Annotated in this window: 21 protein-coding genes; 5 read left to right on the forward strand and 16 right to left on the reverse strand. The window is 60.3% G+C overall.

The genetic code is table 11. The annotated features are described in order from the left end of the window. Positions 1-3: 3 nt before the first annotated feature. The 12 genes from OK411_RS00605 to tssA form a co-directional block, all read right to left on the reverse strand. Positions 4-144 (reverse strand): hypothetical protein, encoded by a 141-nt coding sequence (locus OK411_RS00605; RefSeq protein WP_003229566.1) that lies wholly within the window; start codon positions 142-144, stop codon positions 4-6. A gap of 297 nt (positions 145-441) precedes the next feature. Then, positions 442-1,962 (reverse strand): sigma-54 interaction domain-containing protein, encoded by a 1,521-nt coding sequence (locus OK411_RS00610; RefSeq protein WP_206421366.1) that lies wholly within the window; start codon positions 1,960-1,962, stop codon positions 442-444. Between the two features lie 10 nt (positions 1,963-1,972). Further along, positions 1,973-4,630 (reverse strand): type VI secretion system ATPase TssH, encoded by a 2,658-nt coding sequence (gene tssH / locus OK411_RS00615; RefSeq protein WP_024014823.1) that lies wholly within the window; start codon positions 4,628-4,630, stop codon positions 1,973-1,975. Positions 4,631-4,641: 11 nt separating this feature from the next. Next, positions 4,642-5,649, reverse strand: coding sequence for a type VI secretion system baseplate subunit TssG (gene tssG, locus OK411_RS00620; RefSeq protein WP_264364265.1), 1,008 nt, complete (start codon positions 5,647-5,649; stop codon positions 4,642-4,644). Beyond that, positions 5,613-7,400 (reverse strand): type VI secretion system baseplate subunit TssF, encoded by a 1,788-nt coding sequence (tssF, locus tag OK411_RS00625; RefSeq protein WP_024014825.1) that lies wholly within the window; start codon positions 7,398-7,400, stop codon positions 5,613-5,615. Before tssF ends, tssG begins: the two co-directional genes overlap by 37 nt. 101 nt (positions 7,401-7,501) lie before the next feature. Beyond that, positions 7,502-7,885 (reverse strand): hypothetical protein, encoded by a 384-nt coding sequence (locus OK411_RS00630; protein ID WP_110599800.1) that lies wholly within the window; start codon positions 7,883-7,885, stop codon positions 7,502-7,504. After that, positions 7,882-8,733: a hypothetical protein gene (locus OK411_RS00635; protein WP_264364266.1), complete on the reverse strand. Its 852-nt coding sequence runs from the start codon at positions 8,731-8,733 to the stop codon at positions 7,882-7,884. The genes OK411_RS00630 and OK411_RS00635 overlap by 4 nt, the downstream gene beginning before the upstream one ends. A 5-nt stretch (positions 8,734-8,738) precedes the next feature. After that, positions 8,739-9,242, reverse strand: coding sequence for a PAAR domain-containing protein (locus OK411_RS00640; protein ID WP_217879046.1), 504 nt, complete (start codon positions 9,240-9,242; stop codon positions 8,739-8,741). 11 nt (positions 9,243-9,253) lie between these two features. Further along, the gene (gene tssE / locus OK411_RS00645) at positions 9,254-9,661 is read right to left on the reverse strand and encodes a type VI secretion system baseplate subunit TssE (RefSeq protein WP_007920274.1); all 408 of its coding nucleotides are present in this window, start codon (positions 9,659-9,661) and stop codon (positions 9,254-9,256) included. 9 nt (positions 9,662-9,670) lie between these two features. Continuing rightward, on the reverse strand, positions 9,671-11,146 hold the full coding sequence (tssC, locus tag OK411_RS00650) for a type VI secretion system contractile sheath large subunit (RefSeq protein WP_264364267.1): 1,476 nt from the start codon (positions 11,144-11,146) through the stop codon (positions 9,671-9,673). Between the two features lie 28 nt (positions 11,147-11,174). Then, complete coding sequence (gene tssB, locus OK411_RS00655) at positions 11,175-11,678, reverse strand: type VI secretion system contractile sheath small subunit (protein ID WP_016772498.1); 504 nt, start codon at positions 11,676-11,678, stop codon at positions 11,175-11,177. A gap of 32 nt (positions 11,679-11,710) precedes the next feature. Further along, on the reverse strand, positions 11,711-13,273 hold the full coding sequence (tssA, locus tag OK411_RS00660) for a type VI secretion system protein TssA (protein WP_024014827.1): 1,563 nt from the start codon (positions 13,271-13,273) through the stop codon (positions 11,711-11,713). Positions 13,274-13,945: 672 nt separating this feature from the next. On the opposite strand from tssA, the gene OK411_RS00665 reads away from it, so the two are divergent. Beyond that, positions 13,946-14,302, forward strand: coding sequence for a hypothetical protein (locus tag OK411_RS00665; protein ID WP_217879047.1), 357 nt, complete (start codon positions 13,946-13,948; stop codon positions 14,300-14,302). Positions 14,303-14,399: 97 nt separating this feature from the next. Here the strand turns inward: OK411_RS00665 and OK411_RS00670 are convergent, their stop codons facing one another. The 3 genes from OK411_RS00670 to OK411_RS00680 all read right to left on the reverse strand — a co-directional run bounded on the left by OK411_RS00670 (position 14,400) and on the right by OK411_RS00680 (position 16,202). Then, on the reverse strand, positions 14,400-14,675 hold the full coding sequence (locus OK411_RS00670) for an HU family DNA-binding protein (protein ID WP_003213368.1): 276 nt from the start codon (positions 14,673-14,675) through the stop codon (positions 14,400-14,402). A 190-nt stretch (positions 14,676-14,865) separates the two neighbouring features. After that, positions 14,866-16,014, reverse strand: coding sequence for an NAD(P)/FAD-dependent oxidoreductase (locus OK411_RS00675; protein ID WP_217879048.1), 1,149 nt, complete (start codon positions 16,012-16,014; stop codon positions 14,866-14,868). A 20-nt stretch (positions 16,015-16,034) separates the two neighbouring features. Beyond that, positions 16,035-16,202, reverse strand: a complete 168-nt coding sequence (locus OK411_RS00680; protein ID WP_016772491.1) for a rubredoxin — start codon at positions 16,200-16,202, stop codon at positions 16,035-16,037. A 201-nt stretch (positions 16,203-16,403) separates the two neighbouring features. Here OK411_RS00680 and OK411_RS00685 point away from each other — a divergent pair, with 201 nt between their 5' ends. Both OK411_RS00685 and ubiA read left to right on the forward strand, forming a co-directional pair. Continuing rightward, complete coding sequence (locus tag OK411_RS00685) at positions 16,404-16,964, forward strand: chorismate--pyruvate lyase family protein (RefSeq protein ID WP_076564594.1); 561 nt, start codon at positions 16,404-16,406, stop codon at positions 16,962-16,964. Further along, complete coding sequence (gene ubiA, locus OK411_RS00690) at positions 16,964-17,854, forward strand: 4-hydroxybenzoate octaprenyltransferase (RefSeq protein ID WP_041476601.1); 891 nt, start codon at positions 16,964-16,966, stop codon at positions 17,852-17,854. Before OK411_RS00685 ends, ubiA begins: the two co-directional genes overlap by 1 nt. A gap of 117 nt (positions 17,855-17,971) precedes the next feature. On the opposite strand, the gene OK411_RS00695 is transcribed toward ubiA, so the two are convergent. After that, positions 17,972-18,355: a hypothetical protein gene (locus tag OK411_RS00695; protein WP_073470882.1), complete on the reverse strand. Its 384-nt coding sequence runs from the start codon at positions 18,353-18,355 to the stop codon at positions 17,972-17,974. Between the two features lie 151 nt (positions 18,356-18,506). On the opposite strand from OK411_RS00695, the gene phoB reads away from it, so the two are divergent. Then, positions 18,507-19,196: a phosphate regulon transcriptional regulator PhoB gene (gene phoB / locus OK411_RS00700; RefSeq protein ID WP_007896474.1), complete on the forward strand. Its 690-nt coding sequence runs from the start codon at positions 18,507-18,509 to the stop codon at positions 19,194-19,196. A 137-nt stretch (positions 19,197-19,333) separates the two neighbouring features. Next, a complete protein-coding gene (phoR, locus tag OK411_RS00705) occupies positions 19,334-20,620 on the forward strand; it encodes a phosphate regulon sensor histidine kinase PhoR (RefSeq protein ID WP_221264854.1) in 1,287 nt (428 codons plus the stop codon). Positions 20,621-20,662: the final 42 nt, after the last annotated feature.

Consider the following 20,662-nt stretch of genomic DNA (forward strand, 5'->3'; position numbering starts at 1 on the left):
CGGTCACTTGCCGCGATTGACCGCTTGCGGATCACCCAACGGGCGATAGTCGTTGTCGTTGAATTTGTAATTGCCGCTACAGCCGCCAAGGCCGCATAGAACGACGAGGGTCAGCAGGACAGCGTGCCAGTGACGAACAGACATCAGAGGGTCTCCAGGTGTAGACAAAGCACAAAGCGCCGACCCTTGCGGGCGGCGCTGAAATAAGTTTTTGAGGTGGGCTCGAAGCCTCTAGATCGAGGCCTTGCGCCATAGCCTGGAGGTACGGCGACCTCCCGCGGCGAGGGGACTTGTCCCCGTTGGGGCGCGCAGCGCCCCCATAACCTGCCAGCGCGATTTCTCAGTGAAACCGTATGTACCGGACTGCGACTGCTGCGCAGCCGGACGGGGATAAATCCCCTCGCCACAGGGTATGTGTTGGGTTCGAAGAAGTGCTGTAGCTCAACCATCAAAGTCACCCAAATTGATATTCAGGCGCCCGAGGCGGTACAGCAGCGTGCGCCGTGGCAGGCCCAGTTCGCGGGCCGCGAGGGTCTGGTTGCCGTCGTTCTTGCGCAGGCAATCGAGCAGCAAAGTGCGCTCGACCTGCTCCAGGCGTTCGCGCAGATTCAGGCCGCTGTTGTCTTCCGGCATCGCTTCCAGGCGCAGGGAAAAATGCTCGGCGAGCAACTCGCCGCCCTCGCAGAGCAACACCGCGCGCTCGACCAGTGCCTTGAGTTCGCGAACGTTGCCGGGGAAGTTGTAGCCGCACAGATGCTCCAGCGCCGAATCCGACCAGCGCACCGGGTCACGCTGCAAAAACGTGCAGGTCTTCTCGGCGAAATGCCGGGCCAGATCGAGGATGTCGCCTTCGCGCTGACGCAGGGCCGGCAGCTCGATCGGGAATTGTGCGAGGCGGTAGTACAAGTCCTCGCGGAACTTGCCTTCGCTGACCAGCGCCGCCAGATCACGGTGCGTCGCGGCGATGATGCGCACGTCGATTTTGTGCGTGTCGTTGGAACCCAGCGGACGGATCTCGCCTTCCTGCAACACGCGCAGAATCTTCGCTTGCAGCGACAACGGCATGTCGCCGATTTCATCGAGCAGCAACGTGCCGCCATTGGCCGCGTCGAACAGCCCCGCACGATCGCGATCGGCACCAGTGAAGGCGCCTTTGCGATAGCCGAACAGCTCGCTTTCCAGCAGGTTTTCCGGGAACGCCGCGCAGTTCTGCACGATGAACGCCTGGGAGCGACGCGGGCCGCAATCGTGAATCGCCCGCGCCACCACTTCCTTGCCGGTGCCGGTCTCGCCACGCAACAGCACGGTGTACGGGCTGTGGAGGATCTTGCTGATCAGCGAGTAGGTCTGGCGCATCGCCGCGCTTTTACCGATCAGGCCGTAGCCGCTGATGCTCGGCACGCTGCGAGTGGCGGTGGCCGATTCGGCGGCTGGCTGACGCAGGCGTTGCAGCAGATGCAGTTGGCCGAGCACGAACGAGCCGAGCTGGCCAAGGGAGTCGGCGAAACCCTGCAAGTCAGTGCGACGACGACTGGCACACAGCAGCAAGCCCTCAACCGACTTGTGCTGATTGACCAGCGGCACGCACAACAGCGACTGCCACGGCGTGCTCGCCGCTGGCAGAAAACTGGTTTCGTGCAGGCTGCCGGTCAGGTCGTCGAGGCACACCACGCGGTTCTGGCACAGGGCGAATTGCAGCAGTTGTTCACCGTTGTAATCCGCCGGCAGGCTCGCCGCCTGACGCGGTTGCAGCGCGCCGTCGAGGCACTCGGCATTCATCCCCAGGCAGGTGTGGGTGGCGTCGAGCAGATACAGCTGCGTCAGTTCGCAGCCACTCAGTTCGGCCAGGCCACGGACGAATTCACTCAGCAGCGCAGCACTGTCCGCCGCGCGCGAAAGACTGGCGAACTGCGCCAGCAACGCTTCGGCATAGACCAGTGGCTGCGGCACTTGAGTGAACATCACGCCCACCTCAGACGAACTCGCAGGTCACGCTGGAGTTGCCGTCGAGCGTGGCATGCACACGCTTGAGGCTTTCGCCGGTCGCCATCGCATCGAGCAGACGATCGGCCACCAACGGCAGCACGTGTTGATCGAGCAGATGATCGATCAGGCGCGCACCGCTTTCGCTTTGCGTGCAACGCTCGGACAGGTGATCGACGAGGTTCTGGCACCAGCTGAACTCCAGCTGACGACGGTTCAGGCGCTCGCCGAGACGGCCGAGTTTGATTTCGATCAGCTCGCGCAGCACCGGCCCGCCCACCGGGTAGTACGGCACCACTTTCATCCGCGCCAGCAGCGCCGGTTTGAAGTGTTTGCTGAGCACCGGGCGAATGGTTTCTTCGAGCACTTCAGCGGTCGGCCGCGCGCCGTCTTCGCAGAGTTCGCTGATCTTGTCGCTACCGAGGTTGGAGGTCATCAGGATCAACGTGTTGCGGAAATCGATCTCGCGACCTTCGCCATCGTTGGCCACGCCTTTGTCGAAGATTTGGTAGAACAGGTTGAGCACGTCCGGATCGGCCTTCTCGACTTCATCGAGCAGCACCACCGAGTACGGCTTCTGGCGTACCGCTTCGGTGAGCATGCCGCCCTCGCCGTAACCGACGTAGCCCGGTGGCGCGCCGATCAGACGCGAGACGGTGTGCTTCTCCTGGAACTCGGACATGTTGATGGTGGTGATGAAGCGGTCGCCGCCGTACAACAGGTCAGCCAGGGCCAGCGCGGTTTCGGTCTTGCCGACGCCGCTCGGCCCGACCAGCAGGAACACACCGACCGGTGCATCAGGCTTGTTCAGACCGGCAGCGGTGGCGCGCATCGAACGATCCAGCGCGTGCACGGCTTGTTCCTGGCCACGGATGCGGGTGCGCAAATCGGTGGCGAAACTGGCGACCTTGGCGTTGTGCTCGCGGGCCAGTTGCGCCAATGGCACGCCGGTCCAGGCGCTGATCACTTCGGCGACCAGACGCGGGCACACTTCGAAGCTGACCAGGCGTTCTTTGACTTGCGCGGCAGTCAACGCGGCGTGGGTTTCATGCAGCTGGGCTTCCAGCGCTTCGACGCTCTGGCCTTCTTCGACTTCGGCGACCACGGTTTCAATCACGGTGCCTTCGGCGTCTTCTTCCACGCTGACGGTCGGCTCGACCGCTGCGGCTTCGCGGGCCTTGGCCAGTTGCTGACGCAGTTCCAGCAGACGCTCGGCGAGCTCTTTCTGCTCAGTCCACAGGGTCTCGAGCGCAACCATTTCGCTTTCGGCTTCGTCCAGCCGCGCTTCCAGTGCTTCCAGCGCTTCGTGGTCGATCAGCAGACCGGCCTCGGCATCGCGGCGCAGGGCCTGACGCTGACGACCGCCTTCAGCCAGTTCGCCACGCAGGCGCTCCAGACTTTCCGGCGCCGCAGCGAGGCTGATGCGCACGCGGGCGCACGCGGTGTCGAGGACGTCGACGGCTTTGTCTGGCAGTTGCCGACCGGCCAGGTAACGCGCGGACAATTCAGCAGCGGAGACCACCGCGTCATCGCGCAGATAGATGCCGTGGCTCTTCTCGTAGACCTGAGCCAGACCACGCAGAATGGTCACCGCTTCGCTGACAGTCGGTTCGTGCAATTGCACAGGCTGGAAACGACGGGCCAGCGCCGGGTCTTTCTCGAAGTATTTCTTGTACTCGGCCCAGGTGGTCGCGGCGATGGTGCGCAGTTCGCCACGGGCCAGCGCCGGTTTCAGCAGGTTGGCCGCATCGGAGCCGCCGGCATTACCGCCCGCGCCGATCAGCGTGTGGGCTTCGTCGATGAACAGGATGATCGGTTTCGGCGAGGCTTTGACCTCGTCGATCACGCCTTTCAAACGACGCTCGAATTCGCCTTTGACGCTGGCGCCGGCCTGCAACAGGCCCATGTCCAGCGAGAGTAATTCAACGCCTTTGAGTACCTGCGGCACTTCACCGGCAGCGATGCGCGAGGCCAGACCTTCGACGATCGCGGTCTTACCGACACCGGCCTCACCGACGACGATCGGGTTGTTCTTGCGACGACGGGCGAGGATGTCGACCATCTGCCGGATCGCGCCGTCACGGCACAGCACCGGGTCGAGTTTGCCGTCGCGGGCCTGTTGGGTCAGGTTGTGGGTGAAGCGCTGCAACAGCGATTCGCCTTGCGCCGCCGGCTTGCCGTTGGCCGCCGGTTGCTCCTGTTGCGACAGGGCAAATTCCTTCAGGCGATCAATGTTCAGTTTGGCGAGCAGCGGTTGATAGCGGCTGCCGGCATAACGCATCGGGTTGCGCAGCAACGCCAGGATCAGCGCGGCGTCTTCGACCTGGGTCTGGCCCAGCTCGAGGTTGGCCACCAGCAGCGCGTCTTGCAGCCATTGCACCAGTTCCGGGGCGAACACCGGGTTGCGCGAAGCGCTGTGCTCCACCCGCGACTGCAATGCAGCGGTCAGTTCACCGGCGTCGACGTCAGCATCTTGCAGCGCGCGCGACAGCAAGCCGTTCGGGCGCTCGAGCAAGCCCAGCAGCAAGTCTTCGACGAGGATCTTGCTGCCGCCACGGGCGACGCAACGCTCGGCCGAACGTTCCAGATCACGACGGGTTTCGGCGTCCAGCGCCTGGATGAGTTGTTGCAGGTCTACGTTGATCATGGCTCACGTCCTTAATGAATTTTGCTGCCCAGGGTCACCACGCCGTCCGCTTTTTCGCGGCCCAGCCAACTGGTCCAACCGAGGCGACAGGCGTTCTGCTCACCGATGCGCAGTTCGCGGATTTCTTCCTGGCGCAGGACCAGGCGAATGTCGTAATCGAGCGGGTCACGCAAGGTGAACCGCACCAGCGCGCAGAGCGGCTGGTAGCCGAAACCGATCGGCAGGAATTCATGGAATCGCTGCCAGTCGAGTTCGGTGATGTGAATGCGGAATTTGCCGCTGCGATCGCGCACGTGCTCGCCCAGCACCAGGTCTTCGCCGAGTACGCTGTTGGCGCGGCCCAAACGATTGCGCTGCTCGTCGAGGATTTCCACGCGGCGCTCGATGCACTGCTCGATGATCAGGTCTTCGTGCTTGAAGTAGTAACGCAGCACGGCTTCGATCAGCGCCGCCGAGTGCGCCCGCAAGCTGAGCAGACCGAGGTACGGCAGCAGGCGTTTCCAGTTGAGTTCCTTGGCCTTGCGGATCTCGTCGCCGCCCAGGCCGATCAGCGCGAACAGTTGCGCCGAGAACGGATCGATCGCGCCGCTCTGGAAGCTCGCGCGGTAGCGGTACTTGCGCCAGATCGGCAGCATCAGTCGTTGCAGGCGATGGTGGAACAGGTCGAGGAAATTGCGCGTCGGGTTGCCGTCCTCGCTGTCGCCCAGGGCCTGTTCGCCATAGAACGCCGGCAGCGGCGAACCGGAGCCGACCAGGCCGATCAGGTTGAAGCGCATGCGCGCGCGCATCTTGCCGTGCTCTTCGAAAAACTCGACGCGATCGACGTCGCTGCGCGGAAAGCCCAGGCTCGGGTTGGCCTGGAACTCGACCTGGTCGTACAGATCGTCTTCGCTCAGATGCGGGTGTGCCTCGCGCAGCCGGTCGATCACCAGCAGCACGGCCTGAAACAGCGAGTACTCGCGTATTACCTTGGTCAGCCCGCTTAAAGCAGGGGCTGCAGGCCCATACGTGGTGTCCATTGGTACACCTCTCCCTGTGTGCTTTTTACCCGCAGCTCATGGAATGAATTGAGACTGGCGTAAAGCGCGAAAAACTCGTTGAGAACCGAAGCGAAGACGAACAGGTCGCCTTCGCCGATATAGCCTTCCGGGTCGATGGTCAGTTCGGTGCGCAAACCGCGCACCGGCAGGCCGCGATGCAGGCGGTCGACGTGATGATGCTTGATGTGCTTGAGGCCGCCGAGCAGGCGCTTGCTGACCTTCTCCGCGTGCTGGTCGTAGTAGCGCGGCAGGTCGTAGGTTTCCAGAATCACCTTCAACGCATTGACGTCCGCCAGCGACAGATAGTTAAGCGACATGTTGCTGATCAGCTTCCACAGGAAGTCACGGTTCAGCGGCGGCGCGAAACTCGGAGTGGCCGGGGTGATGTTGCGGAAACTGAGGAATTCCGGGGTCTGCTCGCTGGCCATGCAGATGTCGCCGAGCTTGAGCTTTTTCGGCAGGTTCTGGTTGGTGCACATCAGCTCGATCGACAGGGTTTCGTGGGCTTCGGTGTGGCGGATGCCGAAGCTCAGGTAAGTGTCGAGGCCGTCATGCAACAAGGACGAACGCTGGCGAATGCTGTAATGCGGACGGCTGTTGGGCACGTCGAAACTCGGGTCGTGCTCGAAGGATTCGAACGGCACGTACTCCTGATAACCGAGACCGCCGGGCTTCCAGCCAGTGACGGTTTCCACCGAGAACACACCGCAGTTTTCCAGGTCGTATTCCGCCGGTAGCAGCAGGTATTCGTCCTGCTTGCCGTCGAGACGGATCGGCAGCGCGTCGTGCTCGAACAGATTGACGATCGGCGTGCAGAACAGCTTCACGTTATCGAGCGTCGGGCGCATGCGCATGATGCCGCTCTTGCGGATGTCGAAACGCAATTCGAGGCCGCGCATCTGCTTGAGGGTGTCTTCCGGCAGCGCCTTGAGAATGTCCAGACCGTTGACGTCGACGAACAGGAACTTGTCCTGGAAGGCGAAATATTCCTGCAAGTAGCGATAGCCACGGAAGGTGTTCAGCGGATACGGGATCAACGCTTCTTCTTCGGCAAAGCCCACCGGTTTGACCCGGTCACCGGGAATCTTGAACGCCATCGGCTTGCCGCTGACGCCATCAATCGGCTTGCCGGCGCCGTCGAGCGGGATCAGTTCGATGCCGTCGAGGTTGCGCAGCAGGCTCAGGTAGAGCATCTGGCTGATGTAGCGCTCACCGGCAAAGTGCAGGCGCAACTTGCTCAGCTCCAATTCGCCGAGGTGGCCGTCAGCGCTCATTTCCAGGCGCAGGCTGAGCAGCGAGCCATCGCCCTTCACCGAGTAATTCAGTGCGGCCAGATCCAGCGGCAAGACTTCGGTCGGGTAACAGGTGCGGAAACGGCAGCGCACGTCTTCTATCGGCTTGCTCTCGATCGGCGTATCGCGCTCGACCAGCAGCGCCGGCCCGGAACGCTTGAGCGGATCAAACTGCAAAATGCTGAACGCCGGCAGCGGGCGCATGTAGTTCGGCCACAGCAACTGCATCAGCGAATGGCTGAGCTCCGGCAGTTCGTCATCGAGCTTCTGGCGCAGGCGCCCGGTGAGGAATGCAAAGCCTTCGAGCAACCGCTCTACATCCGGATCCCGCCCGGCCTGCCCCAGATACGGCGCCAGCGCCGGACTACGCTCGGCGAAACGGCGACCGAGCTGGCGCAGTGCGGTGAGTTCGCTTTGGTAGTAGTGGTTAAAGGACACGGGGTACCTGCCTGGTAGTGGAACTCATTTAAAAAAACAGCAGAACAGTTCATGCGGGTAAGAAACTCCCAGCGGGCAATGTCGGCCATAACGCCCAACAGTCATGCTTTAACTTCTCGATTTGAAAAAAAAACGCGATCAATCAATTGGCCAGCAAATATCGCCGCAAAAGTCAGGACACCACCCATCGAGGTGTAAGCCATCGCACGGACGGGGTAGTGAGGCAAAAAATAGTACAAAATAAGTCCCAGCATTAATGAGACAGACAGGACCTTTAATTTCAGCTTGGGGACAAAAAACGCTATAGCGTTCATCACCACAAAATACTGAACCATTAGATCCGGCGTCATACCGATGCCGATACCTCTCGATGTCAACCCGCCATACATATCGATATATACGTCGACACCGTAGTTATGCAAAGGAATATACAGGGCACATACTATCAGGTGTGGAATACAGGCAACTAAGCGACGAGCTTTCATTTATTCCACGCCCCGTACTGATCCATATCGCCTTGCGAAATTGGATTTATTAACTTCGCATTCGATACAGGCACATAAGGTGCGTCAGTAAGTTCAATTGTGTGCGGGATACCTTTATCGTATACCGTGTCTTTTTTCACAACCAACTTGCAGTTTTCTTTTGCCCACAATATCCCTCGCAATATGATGAAGTTATCGTAAACGTCTTTCGGTCCTCGCTCTGCTCCGGTATAGGCTTTGCCGTCGCCCCAGGTCACACCCGTTTCACCAGCCAGCTTTATTGCGAGTTCTACCTGCTTTGTTTCTCGCAGATATTTTCTATAGGTGTTAACCGCAAACGGCACCTGGCCAATGCCATCAGTCCAATACGGTTTATCCTCCATGAACACCATCAAGAACTCAGCACCGCCCACGGCACGGAATTTCCAGTCACCCGGCATTCCAGAGTGAAAAGTGAATGAAAACCGGTCGACGATTGCGAAGTCGATCAGCTCCTGCCAAGTAACATGTTTATAAGCCGCATGCGATTCTGATCCGGCCTGCGTTGTTTCCGGGTTGATCCAGACAAGCTCTCTATAATATCTGGCCAACGGTTCGAACCACTGACCCTTTTCTGCGTATAGTTTCTCCGCAGTGATAATTTTGAATGGAGAGTCATCCTTACCCGGTTTCAAGGCGAAGAGCGGCACACCACTTTTTCGCGTAATAATCCAGGCCAACGGAAGGTCAACTTTCTTAGGCTTTGTATCCTTGCTCTCAGTTGTTTCGGTAAGAACTTTAAGTGTAGTCACCTCGTCCTGAGTCACAAACGTGTAAGCGACACCATCGATGTTGATTACGGTCTCCATACCTACTAGTCCGCCGAAATATATATAGTTACAGGCTCTGCCGTCTTTCCAGTTGAAAAACCACCTGACATGCCTGTTGACGTTGAGCCTGTTTTCTCAATCCCCCTATCAGAGCGCATGATGTAGTTTAAATTTTCAACCGTTCTTCCATCTGCGGTTTTGAATTCAAAGACACGATTGAATATTCCAGGAATGATGACCGGCTCCGGCGGCACAAACGGCGCCGGCGTATGCGAATTGCCAATAATCACCGTCCCGGATCCGGCCGTGACCTTATTGCCGTGAGATCCAACCGAACCTACGGTCGCAGCCGGTTTGCCGTTGATCAACACGGTTGTCGCAAGATCGCCGACCATCGCACCACCACACGCCGAGACATCGCCTTGGCGGGCGGCCGCGAGGCCGTCGAAGAACACGTCGCCGGAACCGGCGGCGATCGGGTTGGTGCCGTGGCCGGGGAGCGGGCAAGCGGTGGGGTCGGATACGCGTGCTGCGGGTTTGCCAGACATCGGGGATCTCCTTAGGTGACCTTGACTTGACCGCTGCCATCCAGGCGCGCGGAGAAACTGACCTGACGCTTGAAACCCTCGACTTCCAGCAGGCCTTCGATACTGAAGGCCAGGCGAAGTTGATCGTGGTCACGCGGCAGGGAAATGACACGCACGTTGCTCAGGCGCGGCTCGTAGGCTTCGATGAAGTTTTCGATGGCCAGGCGGGCCTGACTCAGGGAGTCGTGCAGGCTCAGGCGCATGTCATTGAGATCGGGCAACCCGTAGTCGGCCAGCGTTTGCACGCTGCCGGCCCGGGTGCTGAGCATTTTGGCCAGATGGGCAGCCACTGACGCCATGGCACAAGCCTCAAGGCTGTTGCCCTTGCGTAGTTGTGCGTCGCCGTTGAGGCGTTCGAACAGGCTGCCGTATCCGTCCATGAGTCGCTCTTACTCTTTGTCCAGCTTGCCAACCAGCGACAGGGTGAAATCGGCACCCATGTACTTGAAGTGCGGACGCACGTTCAAGCTCACGCGATACCAGCCCGGCTCGCCTTCAACGTCGCTGACGATCACTTGCGCAGCACGCAGCGGACGACGGCCACGGACTTCGGCGCTCGGGTTTTCCTGGTCGGCAACGTACTGACGGATCCACTTGTTCAGTTCCAGCTCGAGGTCGGTACGCTCTTTCCACGAACCGAGTTGCTCGCGCTGCAGCACTTTCAAGTAGTGAGCCAGACGGTTGACGATCATCATGTACGGCAGTTGGGTGCCGAGCTTGTAGTTCAGCTCTGCCGCCTTGCCTTCTGCGCTGATGCCGAAGAACTTCGGCTTCTGCACCGAGCTTGCGGAGAAGAACGCCGCGTTGTCGGAGCCTTTGCGCATGGTCAGGGAGATGAAGCCTTCCTCGGCCAGTTCGTATTCACGACGGTCGGAAACCAGAACTTCAGTAGGGATCTTGGTTTCGATTTCGCCCATGCTTTCGAAGTGGTGCAACGGCAGGTCTTCAACCGCGCCACCGCTCTGCGGGCCGATGATGTTCGGGCACCAGCGGAATTTGGCGAAGCTGTCGGTCAGCTTGGTGCCGAACGCGTAAGCGGTGTTGCCCCACAGGTAGTGCTCGTGGCTGTTGGCAACGGTTTCCTTGTACACGAACGACTTGACCGGGTTTTCTTCCGGATCGTACGGGTTACGCAGCAGGAAACGCGGCACGGTCAGGCCAACGTAGCGCGAGTCTTCCGAGGTACGGAAGCTCTGCCATTTGGCGAATTGCGGGCCTTCGAAGTGGTCTTTCAGATCTTTCAGATCCGGCAGGCCGGTGAAGCTTTCCAGGCCGAAGAATTTCGGGCCGGCAGCAGCGATGAACGGCGCGTGGGACATGCACGAAACGCTGGCCACGTACTGCATCAGCTTGACGTCTGGCGAGCTTGGCGACATGTAGTAGTTGGCGATGATCGCGCCCACCGGCTGACCACCGAACTGGCCGTATTCAGCGGTGTAGATGTGCTTGTACAGGCCCGACTGCATGACTTCCGGCGAATCTTCGAAATCGTCCAGCAGGTCTTCTTTGGAGACGTTGAGGATTTCGATCTTGATGTTTTCGCGGAAGTTGGTGCGGTCGACCAGCAACTGCAGACCACGCCACGACGATTCCAGCGCCTGGAAACTCGGGTGGTGCAGGATCTCGTCCATCTGACGGCTGAGCTTGGCATCGATCTCGGCGATCATGCGGTCAACCATGGCTTTCTTGACCGGCTCACCGTTGTTCTGCGGCTTGAGCAGCTCTTCGATGAACGCCGACACGCCACGCTTGGCGATGTCGTAGGCTTCGTCGTCCGGGGTCAGACGGGTTTCGGCGATGATGCTGTCGAGAATGCTGTATTCGCCGCTGGCGGCGCTCTTCTCTTGTGCTGCGCTAGTGCTCATTGTGTTGGCTTCCTTGGCTACTGGAGTCTCAGGCGTCCGGGGCTGCGGCGTTCAGGCCCAGCTCACCGAGTACGCGACCGCGGGATTCGTCGTCGGCGAGCACGCCTTCGATCGCTTTACGGAACGCAGGTGCGTTACCCAGCGGGCCTTTGAGGGCCACCAGCGCATCGCGCAGTTCCATCAGTTTTTTCAGCTCAGGCACTTGCTCGACCAGGCTGGCCGGGTTGAAGTCCTTCATCGAATTGACGCGCAATTGCACGGCCAGCTCTTCAGCCTCGCCATCTTCCTGCAGACGGTTCGGCACGCTCAGCGTCAGACCCAGCTCTTGCTTGGCCAACACTTCGTCGAAGGTCATCTTGTCGATGCTGATCGGCTTGCGATCTTCGATTTTGCGATCGTCCTTGCGGTGGGTGTAGTCACCGATTGCCAGCAGCTTCAGCGGCAGTTCAATCTCTTCCTGAGCTCCGCCGGTGGCGGGTTTGAAGGTGACGTTGATGCGTTCCTTGGGGGCTACCGAGCCTTCTTTGGCCATGGCTTTTCTCCTTGCGGTTGTGGCCCTGGGGCCTATTCGAGTACCACTTCGAGGTCGAGGTGGCACAGCCTGCGATAAATCTCTTCCTTGCTTTCACGTACGGCGTGGTTCTGCGGCAACAACTCGCAGCAACTGTGCAGCAGGTGCAGCACTTGCAATGCAAGATCGGGCTCCCAGGCGTGCAGGCCTGAGTCCTGTAATGTCTGATCGAGGGTTTCGAGCTGGTTCTTGGCCAGTTCGTATTTCTTGGCCAGGAAACACAGCCGCGCGAGGGTGAACTGCCAGAAGAAGCGTTCACGGCCACCGTGGGCCGATTGCAGGCCCTGCTTGAGAATCTGCACGGCCGGCTTCAAGCCTTCCTTGCGCAGGATCGGCTGGACTTCCTCGAGGGCTTTTTCCCACGCCGGCTGGGTTTCGACGTTCTCGCTTTCGACCTTGCGCGGCGCGCTGGCGCTTTGCAGGTGCGGCATGACATTGGCGGCGATCCACGCCCGAGTGGACGGATCGGCAAACGGCGCGCCGTCATGGAAGCGCAACTCGATGATGCCCGGCAGGCGCTGAATCAAAAGCGCGAAGTGGATTTCCACTTCGCGCATTGCCAATTCGGCGTTGAGGTTCTGGAGACATTCCCAGACCATCCTCTGGCCATCGAACCAGAACGGCGCCTTCGCCAGGCTCGCCTCCAGTTCCACCAGCAGGTCGGCGTATTTGCCCTGATCGAAACGGTCCTGATAGAGCTTGAGCTTTTCCAGCGGCAGACCGCGCAGCACGGTGATCTGCTCGGCGTTGCGCTCGGGCACCGCGTCGATGGTCATCCACAACAGCGTGCGATTGAGGCGCAGGGCGCGCAGATCGGTAGCCTTCTGCTTGAGCCACCAGGCACACAGCGGGCGCGCGCTTTCCTGCTGGGCGCGCAGGGCTTTGTGCGCATCCCGCTCGTTGTCGATCGGCGCGCCGGGGGTGAGCAGCTGGGTCGCGGCCTGCTTGACCTGCGCCACCGCCGCGCCCACCACACCGGGTGCCGGCTGGTTGTCGGCGGCGCGCTGAATCATGGTTTTCAGGCGGCGGGAGATCGGCAGCAGCAGCGGCGCGTCATCGCCCAGATGCTCAGTGCACGCGGCCTCAAGGCCGGCCAGGTGCTCGGATAGCTGCCGGAACATCGGCAACTGCTCTTTGATCGCAATGTTTTCGGTGATGACCTGCTCGAGACGCGGCACCAGCCAGCCGATCGCGGCGGCACGGGTGCGGGGTTTGAGCGGGTGGACGTCGGCCCAGTTGTTTTCCGACAGATGGTGCAGCAGACCGAGGCCGGCGAGCAGCCCGGGGAAGGATTCGCGCTGGTACAGCGACCAGGTCAGCCAGGCGCCGACACGCAGATCCTTGGATTGGGTACGCAGCAGATTTTCGCTGTTTTCGCGGATTTTCAGCCAGTCGATCTGCCCGCTTTCGTGCATCGACGAAGCCTTGGCCAGCTCACTTTCCAGCGCCTCGAATTCGCTCGAAAAACGAACGTCTTCGCCCGCGAAATTCTCTTTGGAAACAGAGACTTTTGCGAGTTCGAGGTAATGGGCGGAAAGTTTGCTTGAGTAGGACATCCATGGCCTTTATTAAGGATTACAGTCATGCGCGCGAATGGAGTTTCAGCAACGCGGGACAGTATCGAAGAGCAGTTCAGCGACTCATCCAATTGAGATGTGCTCTTTCAAGTGGGCGCATCGTAATCACTATGATGGCCACTAGCAAGCATCTGATTAAACAACAAGACGAACTGTTCATTGCGGTCTGTAGGAGATCGCCCTATATGTCGCAGGGGTTTCCCTGAGGCCGATTGATATACAGCGCATTCACCATGGTCCTGCGAAACCATTGATCCAGAGCCTCCCGTTGCAGACGGGCGAGTTTACCGGACGCTCATGTCCTTGAGCGGCGTGCAGCATGACAAATCCGGAAAAAAATAGAAGTAGGACACTTCTGAATAAAGACCGGCATCTTTTAACCTTTCGCAGACGACAACGAGCAACGAAAAAAGTGCTAGCAAAATGATGGCATTTCACATAATTGAAACTTGTATGTTCAACATATACGCCGCTCCACAGCGAACTCGATAGTTATTGATGTATTTTTCCCCGGCAATGCCTTCACCTCATGCCAGAAAATACTCTGACAAAACTCAGGGATACTTCTTACATAATTCATATCCTGCAGGCTTGGTTAAAGATCCGAGCCCAAGCAAATCCCCTTGAAACGCAGGTCTGGAGCTTTACTTCATGGAACTGAAACCACTGTTTTTCGCCGCGCTCATGTGGCTGCCCATCACCCACGCGTCAGCGGAAACCCCACCATTGGACGGCCATTACTACCTGACGGGCGCAATGGAAATGGGCGCCGAGTTGCTGTTGCGAAAGGACCGCACCTTTGATGCCGGTGTGGCGTATGGCAGCGCCGATGGCTTTGCCAAAGGCACCTGGAAAGTCGAGAACCAGACAGTAGTGCTGGAAAGCAAAACCAAGCCTGCCTCCAACAGCGATCTGGGCGGGCTGTTCCAGGACCTGCAACTGGCGATCGAGCCAAACTGCCTGGCCGTGGATTTCGGCAACGGCAAGGCCTGCTTCCGACGCCAGTAAGCCAACAGACAGCCACAAAAAATGGGCACCCGACCGCAATCGGTGTGCCCATTTCTCATTTGCGGTTCTCCCCGTCATTCAGGGGAGCACGCCGCCATCAAGGATTGACGCTGTCTTTCAACGATTTGCCTGGCTTGAACGCAACGGTGTTGCTGGCCTTGATCTTGACCGGCTCGCCGGTCTGCGGGTTTTTGCCGGTGCGGGCGCCGCGGTGGCGCTGCAGGAAGGTGCCGAAACCGACCAGCGTCACGCTGTCCTTGCGGTGCAGGGCGCCGGTGATTTCTTCGAGGACGGCATTGAGGACGCGGTTGGCCTGTTCTTTGGTCAGGTCGGCCTTTTCGGCGATTGCAGCGGCGAGTTCTGGTTTACGCATTAGTGAAGCCCCTTTGACGGTTTTTTGTTGTTATGTCCGTGCTGTTCTCGTTGGAACAGCGCCCAAGGCGCCGCAGGCTCTACTCTGCGGCAGACGGGAGTGAGAATGGCACGCCGCCAACGGCGGCGCCAGTCTCCCCAAGACCTTTGTCGGGGCAAAAGAGCGGTGTTTGCGACAGAACGACCGGCATTTACGCCAGCAGCGGCGGCAGCTGTTTGTTCAGGGCCAGTTTTTCCATGACCGCCCCGCCGGTCAGGGCGTAACCGAGCAACTGACCGTCGGCACTGTGGCACAGCGCTTTGATGTCGGCGCCCTGCCCTTCGACGCTCCAAATGCCTTCGCTGCCCCGTGGCGGCGGCGAAACCACCAGCGGGCACACCGGGGTTTTCACGGTGATCGGCATCGGACCGTAGCTGACGGCCGTCGGGTTTCCCGCCAGCGTTTGCGCCAGCGCCCGTGCACAACTCATCAGCGGCATCACGTAGAGCAGATTGAGCCCGTCGACTTCGGCGCAGTCGCCCAAGGCGTAGATGTTGGCGTGGGAGGTCTTCAGGTAACGATCGACCATCACGCCGCGATTGATCTGCACGCCGGCAGCCGCTGCCAGATCGATGCGCGGGCGCAGGCCGATCGCCGACACCACCACGTCGCACGGGATGATCTGGCCGTCGGACAGGTGCGCTTCGAGGCCATCGGCGACTTTCTCCAGCCGGGTCAGCACCGGGCCGAGGTGAAACTTCGCCCCGATACTTTCCAGCCCGGCCTGCACGGCCGCTGCAGCGGCGGGATGCAAGAGCATCGGCATGACCTGTTCGCACGGCGCGACCAGTTGCACTTCGTAGCCGCCGAGGATCAGGTCATTGGCAAACTCACAGCCGATCAACCCGGCGCCGAGCAACAACACCCGACGCTTGCCCGCCGCTGCGGCACGGAAGCGCGCGTAGTCTTCGAGATCGTTGATCGGGAACACCAGTTCCGCGCCGTCGCCTTCGATCGGCACGCGCACGGTTTCCGCGCCCCAGGCCAGAATCAGGTCGCGATAGGGCACGGCTTCTTCACCGATCCACAAGCGTTTGTGGCCGGCGTCGATACCGCTGATGCGCGTGTGGGTGCGCACCTCGGCTTTCAACTGCTCGGCCATGGCGCCGGGTTCGGCCATGCTCAGGCCGTCGGCGTCCTTGTTCTTGCCGAAACCGGTGGAGAGCATCGGCTTGGAGTAAGAGCGGCCGTCATCGGCGGTAATCAACAGCAGCGGAGTTTCGCTGTCGAGCTTGCGAAACTCGCGGGCCAGGTTATAGCCCGCAAGCCCGGTGCCGATGATGACGACTGGTGCGCTCATGCCTTACTCCTCTGATTTGCTTAGTTGATTTCAATCATTTCGAAGTCCATTTTGCCGACGCCGCAGTCGGGGCACAGCCAGTCTGCCGGTACGTCTTCCCAGCGGGTGCCCGCCGCGATGCCGTCATCCGGCCAACCATCGGCTTCGTTATAGATCAGGCCACAGACGATACATTGCCACTTCTTCATTCAGGTACTTCCTCAGGGTTCAGGCCTAGTGCCGGCGCGGACGGTCGATGGGTGCTGCGTTGCCATCCGGCTCAGGGCGTTTTGTACTGAGGGTGCCGCGCAGATGCAAGCCTGTTCGGCGCAACGGCGGCCGGCGCCGCTCAATCCTGTCGCCCGCCATGGTAAGCTCGCCGCCTCATTTGCGGCCAATAATGACTCATTGTGCAACATTCAAATGCCTGCCCCGCCCCGCTCTGGCTGACCCAAGACCGCCTGACGCCCCGCCCCGATCCGTTGACCCTAGACTGGTTGTTCGACGAAGGTTCGCTGACCCGCCGTTTGACCCGTTTGTCCGAGGATGGCTTCAGCGTGTCGCCGTTGTTCGAAGGCTGGGACACCCTGCGCGCTGATGAATGCGCGGCGCTGGATCTGGCCGAGGGCAGCGAAGGCTGGGTGCGTGAGGTGTATTTGCGTGGTCATGGCGAAGCCTGGGTGTTTGCCCGCAGCGTCGCCTCGCGGGCGGCTCTGCAAGGCGATGGTTTGCACATGGATGAACTGGGCAGCCGCTCGCTGGGCGAATTGCTGTTTTGCGATCGGGCATTTCAGCGCCGCGCGATTGAAGTCTGCCACTACCCTGAACAATGGTTGCCGCCAGCGGTGCAAGCCCCTGAGCTGTGGGGCCGGCGTTCGCGTTTCGACCGTGGTGCGCTGAGCGTGCTGGTCGCGGAAATCTTCCTGCCGAGCCTGTGGGACGCCGCCCGCGCCCATCCGGAGAATTGCTGATGTATCAGAGCCTGCTCAAGTCCCTCAACCGTCTGAACCCGCGCGCCTGGGATTTCGTTCAGTTGACGCGCATGGACAAGCCGATCGGCATTTACCTGCTGCTGTGGCCGACGCTGTGGGCGTTGTGGATTGCCGGCAAGGGTTCGCCGTCGCTGGCCAACATCGTCATCTTCGTCCTCGGCGTGGTGCTGACCCGTGCCGGCGGCTGCGTGATCAACGACTGGGCCGACCGCAAGGTCGACGGCCACGTCAAACGCACCGCGCAACGGCCGCTCGCCGCTGGCCGGATCAGCTCGAAGGAAGCGCTGGTGTTCTTTGCCGTGCTGATGGGCATCAGCTTTCTGCTGGTGCTGTGCACCAATGCGCCGACGATCTGGCTGTCGCTGGGCGGTCTGGCTCTGGCATTCACGTATCCGTTCATGAAGCGCTACACCTACTACCCGCAAGTGGTGCTGGGGGCGGCGTTTTCCTGGGGAATGCCAATGGCCTTTACCGCTGAGACCGGCGAGTTGCCAGCAGCGGCGTGGTTGCTGTGGATCGCCAATCTGCTGTGGACGGTGGGTTATGACACTTATTACGCAATGACCGATCGCGATGACGACCTGAAGATCGGCGTGAAATCCACGGCGATCCTGTTTGGCGAGGCGGATCGGGTGATCATCCTCAGCTTGCAGGCGCTGTCATTGGGCTGTCTGATCCTGGCCGGGTCGAAGTTCGAGCTGGGGATCTGGTTCCACCTCGGTTTGCTGGTGGCTGCCGGGTGTTATGCGTGGGAGTTCTGGTACACGCGCAGCAAAGACCGCATGCGCTGCTTCCAGGCGTTCTTGCATAACCACTGGGCAGGCTTGGCGATCTTTGTCGGGATCGTGCTGGATTACGCACTGCGCTGATGCATGACACCTGTGGGAGCGAGCCTGCTCGCGAAGGCGTCATGTCCGTCACCTCTGCGATAACTGACACACCGCTTTTCGCGAGCAGGCTCGCTCCCACAGTTTTGTGCGTCTCGGTTATTTGGCCTTGGCGACTTTCCATGCGCCGTCCATTTTGCCGTCGCCGGTCATGTCGCCGGCCTTTTTGTCCATCACAAAGGTGTACAGCGGCATGCCTTGGTAGGCCCATTGCTTGCTGCCATCATCACGAGTGATTACAGTCCAGTCCCCCATCGACTTGTCATTCGCTGTCGCCATTAGCGGCGGCCAGTTTGCCGCGCACTTGTCATTGCACGCGGACTTGCCAGCGGAATCCTTGGCAAAGGTGTACAGGGTCATGCCCTTGTGGTCGGTGTACATGCCGTCCTTTTCCATCGCCGGATCGGCCGCCATGGCCAGCCCCGGCAATGTCAGGGCGGCGGCCAGCAGCAGGGCTTTGAACGAAGCAGTCATCTGAGTCATGGAAACCTTCTTTTGTGGTTGTCAGGATTCGGACTTAGAGCTTAGTCGAGGATGGGTGCAAATGTTGCCGGCCTGAAATACTGTCACACGACTGCAATAATTCCGTTATCTAATGCGGCGCAAGACAGTTAAATGACAAGAGGATTAAGGCATGGTTGGCAGGAGCATTCTGATCGTCGACGACGAAGCGCCCATTCGCGAAATGATCGCCGTGGCGTTGGAAATGGCCGGCTATGACTGCCTCGAGGCAGAGAACTCGCAGCAGGCGCATGCCATCATCGTCGACCGCAAACCGGACCTGATCCTGCTCGACTGGATGCTGCCCGGCACCTCAGGCATCGAACTGGCCCGGCGCCTCAAGCGTGACGAGCTGACCGGGGACATCCCGATCATCATGCTCACTGCCAAGGGCGAAGAGGACAACAAGATCCAGGGCCTGGAAGTCGGCGCCGACGACTACATCACCAAACCGTTTTCGCCGCGTGAACTGGTCGCCCGCCTCAAGGCTGTACTGCGCCGCGCCGGACCGACCGATGGCGAAGCGCCGATCGAAGTCGGCGGCCTGCTGCTCGACCCGATCAGCCACCGCGTGACCATCGACGGCAAACCCGCCGAGATGGGCCCGACCGAATACCGCCTGCTGCAATTCTTCATGACCCATCAGGAACGCGCGTACACCCGTGGCCAGTTGCTCGATCAGGTCTGGGGCGGCAACGTGTATGTCGAAGAGCGCACCGTCGACGTGCACATCCGGCGCCTGCGCAAGGCCCTCGGCGACGCTTACGAAAATCTGGTACAAACCGTGCGCGGCACCGGCTACCGGTTCTCCACAAAAGCATGAAAGCAGCTGCAAGCTTTCAGCTACAAGCGGCAAGAAACAGCGAGCCGCTCTGACTTGCAGCTTGTAGCTTGAAACTTGAAGCTGCGGCTAAGGACGCCTCTGTGAATCAAAACTGGCATGGCACCCTGATTCGCCACATGCTGTTGCTGGTCACCGCCTGCCTGGTGATCGGCCTGATCACCGGCTATTACGGCTGGAGCCTCGCGGCGGGTCTGGGACTTTATCTGGCCTGGACGCTCAAGCAATTGCTGCGTCTGCACGAATGGCTGCGCCAGCATCAACCCGACGAAGCACCGCCCGATGGCTATGGTCTGTGGGGCGAGGTGTTCGACAGCATCTATCACCTGCAACGCCGCGACCAACGGGTGCGCGGACGTCTGCAAGCGGTGATCGACCGGGTGCAGGAGTCCACCGCCGCGCTGAAAGACGCGGTCATCATGCTCGACAGCGACGGCAACCTCGAATGGTGGAACCGCGCCGCCGAAACCCTGCTCGGCCTGAAGACTCCGCAGGACAGCGGCCAACCGGTGACCAACCTGGTGCGCCATCCGCGCTTCAAGGAATACTTCGAGCAGGACAGCTTCGCCGAGCCATTGGAAATCCCTTCGCCGACCAATGATCGCGTGCGCATTCAGCTGTACCTGACCCGCTACGGCAACAATGAACACCTGATGCTGGTCCGCGACGTGACGCGCATTCATCAGCTGGAACAGATGCGCAAGGATTTCATCGCCAACGTCTCCCACGAACTGCGTACACCGCTGACGGTGATCTGCGGCTATCTGGAAACCCTGCTGGACAATGTCGAGGAAGTGAACCCGCGCTGGAGCCGTGCCCTGCAGCAGATGCAGCAACAGGGCGGGCGCATGCAGACACTGCTCAACGACCTGTTGCTGCTGGCCAAGCTGGAAGCCACCGACTATCCGTCGGACAACCAGCCAGTACAGATCGACACACTGCTGCAATCGATCACCAGCGATGCGCAGCAGTTGTCCGGGGCGAAGAACCAGCGCATCAGCCTCGAGGCCAATGCCGGAGTGCTGCTCAAGGGCAGCGAGGCCGAGCTGCGCAGTGCGTTTTCCAATCTGGTGTTCAACGCGGTCAAGTACACCCCGGCCGAGGGCAACATCCGCATTCGCTGGTGGGGCGACGATCAGGGCGCGCACCTGAGCGTGCAGGATTCCGGCATCGGCATCGACAGCAAACACTTGCCGCGCCTGACTGAACGTTTCTACCGCGTCGACTCCAGCCGTAACTCCAACACTGGCGGCACCGGCCTCGGCCTGGCCATCGTCAAGCACGTGCTGCTGCGCCACCGCGCGCGCATGGAGATCAGCAGCGTGCCCGGCCACGGCAGCACGTTCACCTGCCATTTCGCCCCGGCCCAGGTGGCCAGCGCACGGGCGATCAGCGCCACCGAGTGATGCCGCCCGGCACACGCCACTAGGCAATCGCACGGTCAGCCG

The organism is Pseudomonas sp. RG1, assembly GCF_025910115.1.
In the GTDB taxonomy this organism is placed as follows: domain Bacteria; phylum Pseudomonadota; class Gammaproteobacteria; order Pseudomonadales; family Pseudomonadaceae; genus Aquipseudomonas; species Aquipseudomonas atacamensis.

What these genes read in the sequence shown, in the direction of transcription:
- OK411_RS00630 (WP_110599800.1), bottom strand. Translation starts at nt 7,885, where the DNA reads ATGAAAGCTCGTCGCTTAGTTGCCTGTATTCCACACCTGATAGTATGT.
- OK411_RS00680 (WP_016772491.1), bottom strand. Translation starts at nt 16,202, where the DNA reads ATGAAGAAGTGGCAATGTATCGTCTGTGGCCTGATCTATAACGAAGCC.
- OK411_RS00670 (WP_003213368.1), bottom strand. Translation starts at nt 14,675, where the DNA reads ATGCGTAAACCAGAACTCGCCGCTGCAATCGCCGAAAAGGCCGACCTG.
- OK411_RS00665 (WP_217879047.1), top strand. Translation starts at nt 13,946, where the DNA reads ATGGAACTGAAACCACTGTTTTTCGCCGCGCTCATGTGGCTGCCCATC.
- OK411_RS00675 (WP_217879048.1), bottom strand. Translation starts at nt 16,014, where the DNA reads ATGAGCGCACCAGTCGTCATCATCGGCACCGGGCTTGCGGGCTATAAC.
- tssA (WP_024014827.1), bottom strand. Translation starts at nt 13,273, where the DNA reads ATGTCCTACTCAAGCAAACTTTCCGCCCATTACCTCGAACTCGCAAAA.
- OK411_RS00605 (WP_003229566.1), bottom strand. Translation starts at nt 144, where the DNA reads ATGTCTGTTCGTCACTGGCACGCTGTCCTGCTGACCCTCGTCGTTCTA.
- tssG (WP_264364265.1), bottom strand. Translation starts at nt 5,649, where the DNA reads ATGGACACCACGTATGGGCCTGCAGCCCCTGCTTTAAGCGGGCTGACC.
- phoR (WP_221264854.1), top strand. Translation starts at nt 19,334, where the DNA reads ATGCTGTTGCTGGTCACCGCCTGCCTGGTGATCGGCCTGATCACCGGC.
- tssB (WP_016772498.1), bottom strand. Translation starts at nt 11,678, where the DNA reads ATGGCCAAAGAAGGCTCGGTAGCCCCCAAGGAACGCATCAACGTCACC.
- OK411_RS00610 (WP_206421366.1), bottom strand. Translation starts at nt 1,962, where the DNA reads ATGTTCACTCAAGTGCCGCAGCCACTGGTCTATGCCGAAGCGTTGCTG.
- OK411_RS00695 (WP_073470882.1), bottom strand. Translation starts at nt 18,355, where the DNA reads ATGACTCAGATGACTGCTTCGTTCAAAGCCCTGCTGCTGGCCGCCGCC.
- OK411_RS00635 (WP_264364266.1), bottom strand. Translation starts at nt 8,733, where the DNA reads ATGGAGACCGTAATCAACATCGATGGTGTCGCTTACACGTTTGTGACT.
- tssH (WP_024014823.1), bottom strand. Translation starts at nt 4,630, where the DNA reads ATGATCAACGTAGACCTGCAACAACTCATCCAGGCGCTGGACGCCGAA.
- OK411_RS00640 (WP_217879046.1), bottom strand. Translation starts at nt 9,242, where the DNA reads ATGTCTGGCAAACCCGCAGCACGCGTATCCGACCCCACCGCTTGCCCG.
- tssE (WP_007920274.1), bottom strand. Translation starts at nt 9,661, where the DNA reads ATGGACGGATACGGCAGCCTGTTCGAACGCCTCAACGGCGACGCACAA.
- tssC (WP_264364267.1), bottom strand. Translation starts at nt 11,146, where the DNA reads ATGAGCACTAGCGCAGCACAAGAGAAGAGCGCCGCCAGCGGCGAATAC.
- phoB (WP_007896474.1), top strand. Translation starts at nt 18,507, where the DNA reads ATGGTTGGCAGGAGCATTCTGATCGTCGACGACGAAGCGCCCATTCGC.
- ubiA (WP_041476601.1), top strand. Translation starts at nt 16,964, where the DNA reads ATGTATCAGAGCCTGCTCAAGTCCCTCAACCGTCTGAACCCGCGCGCC.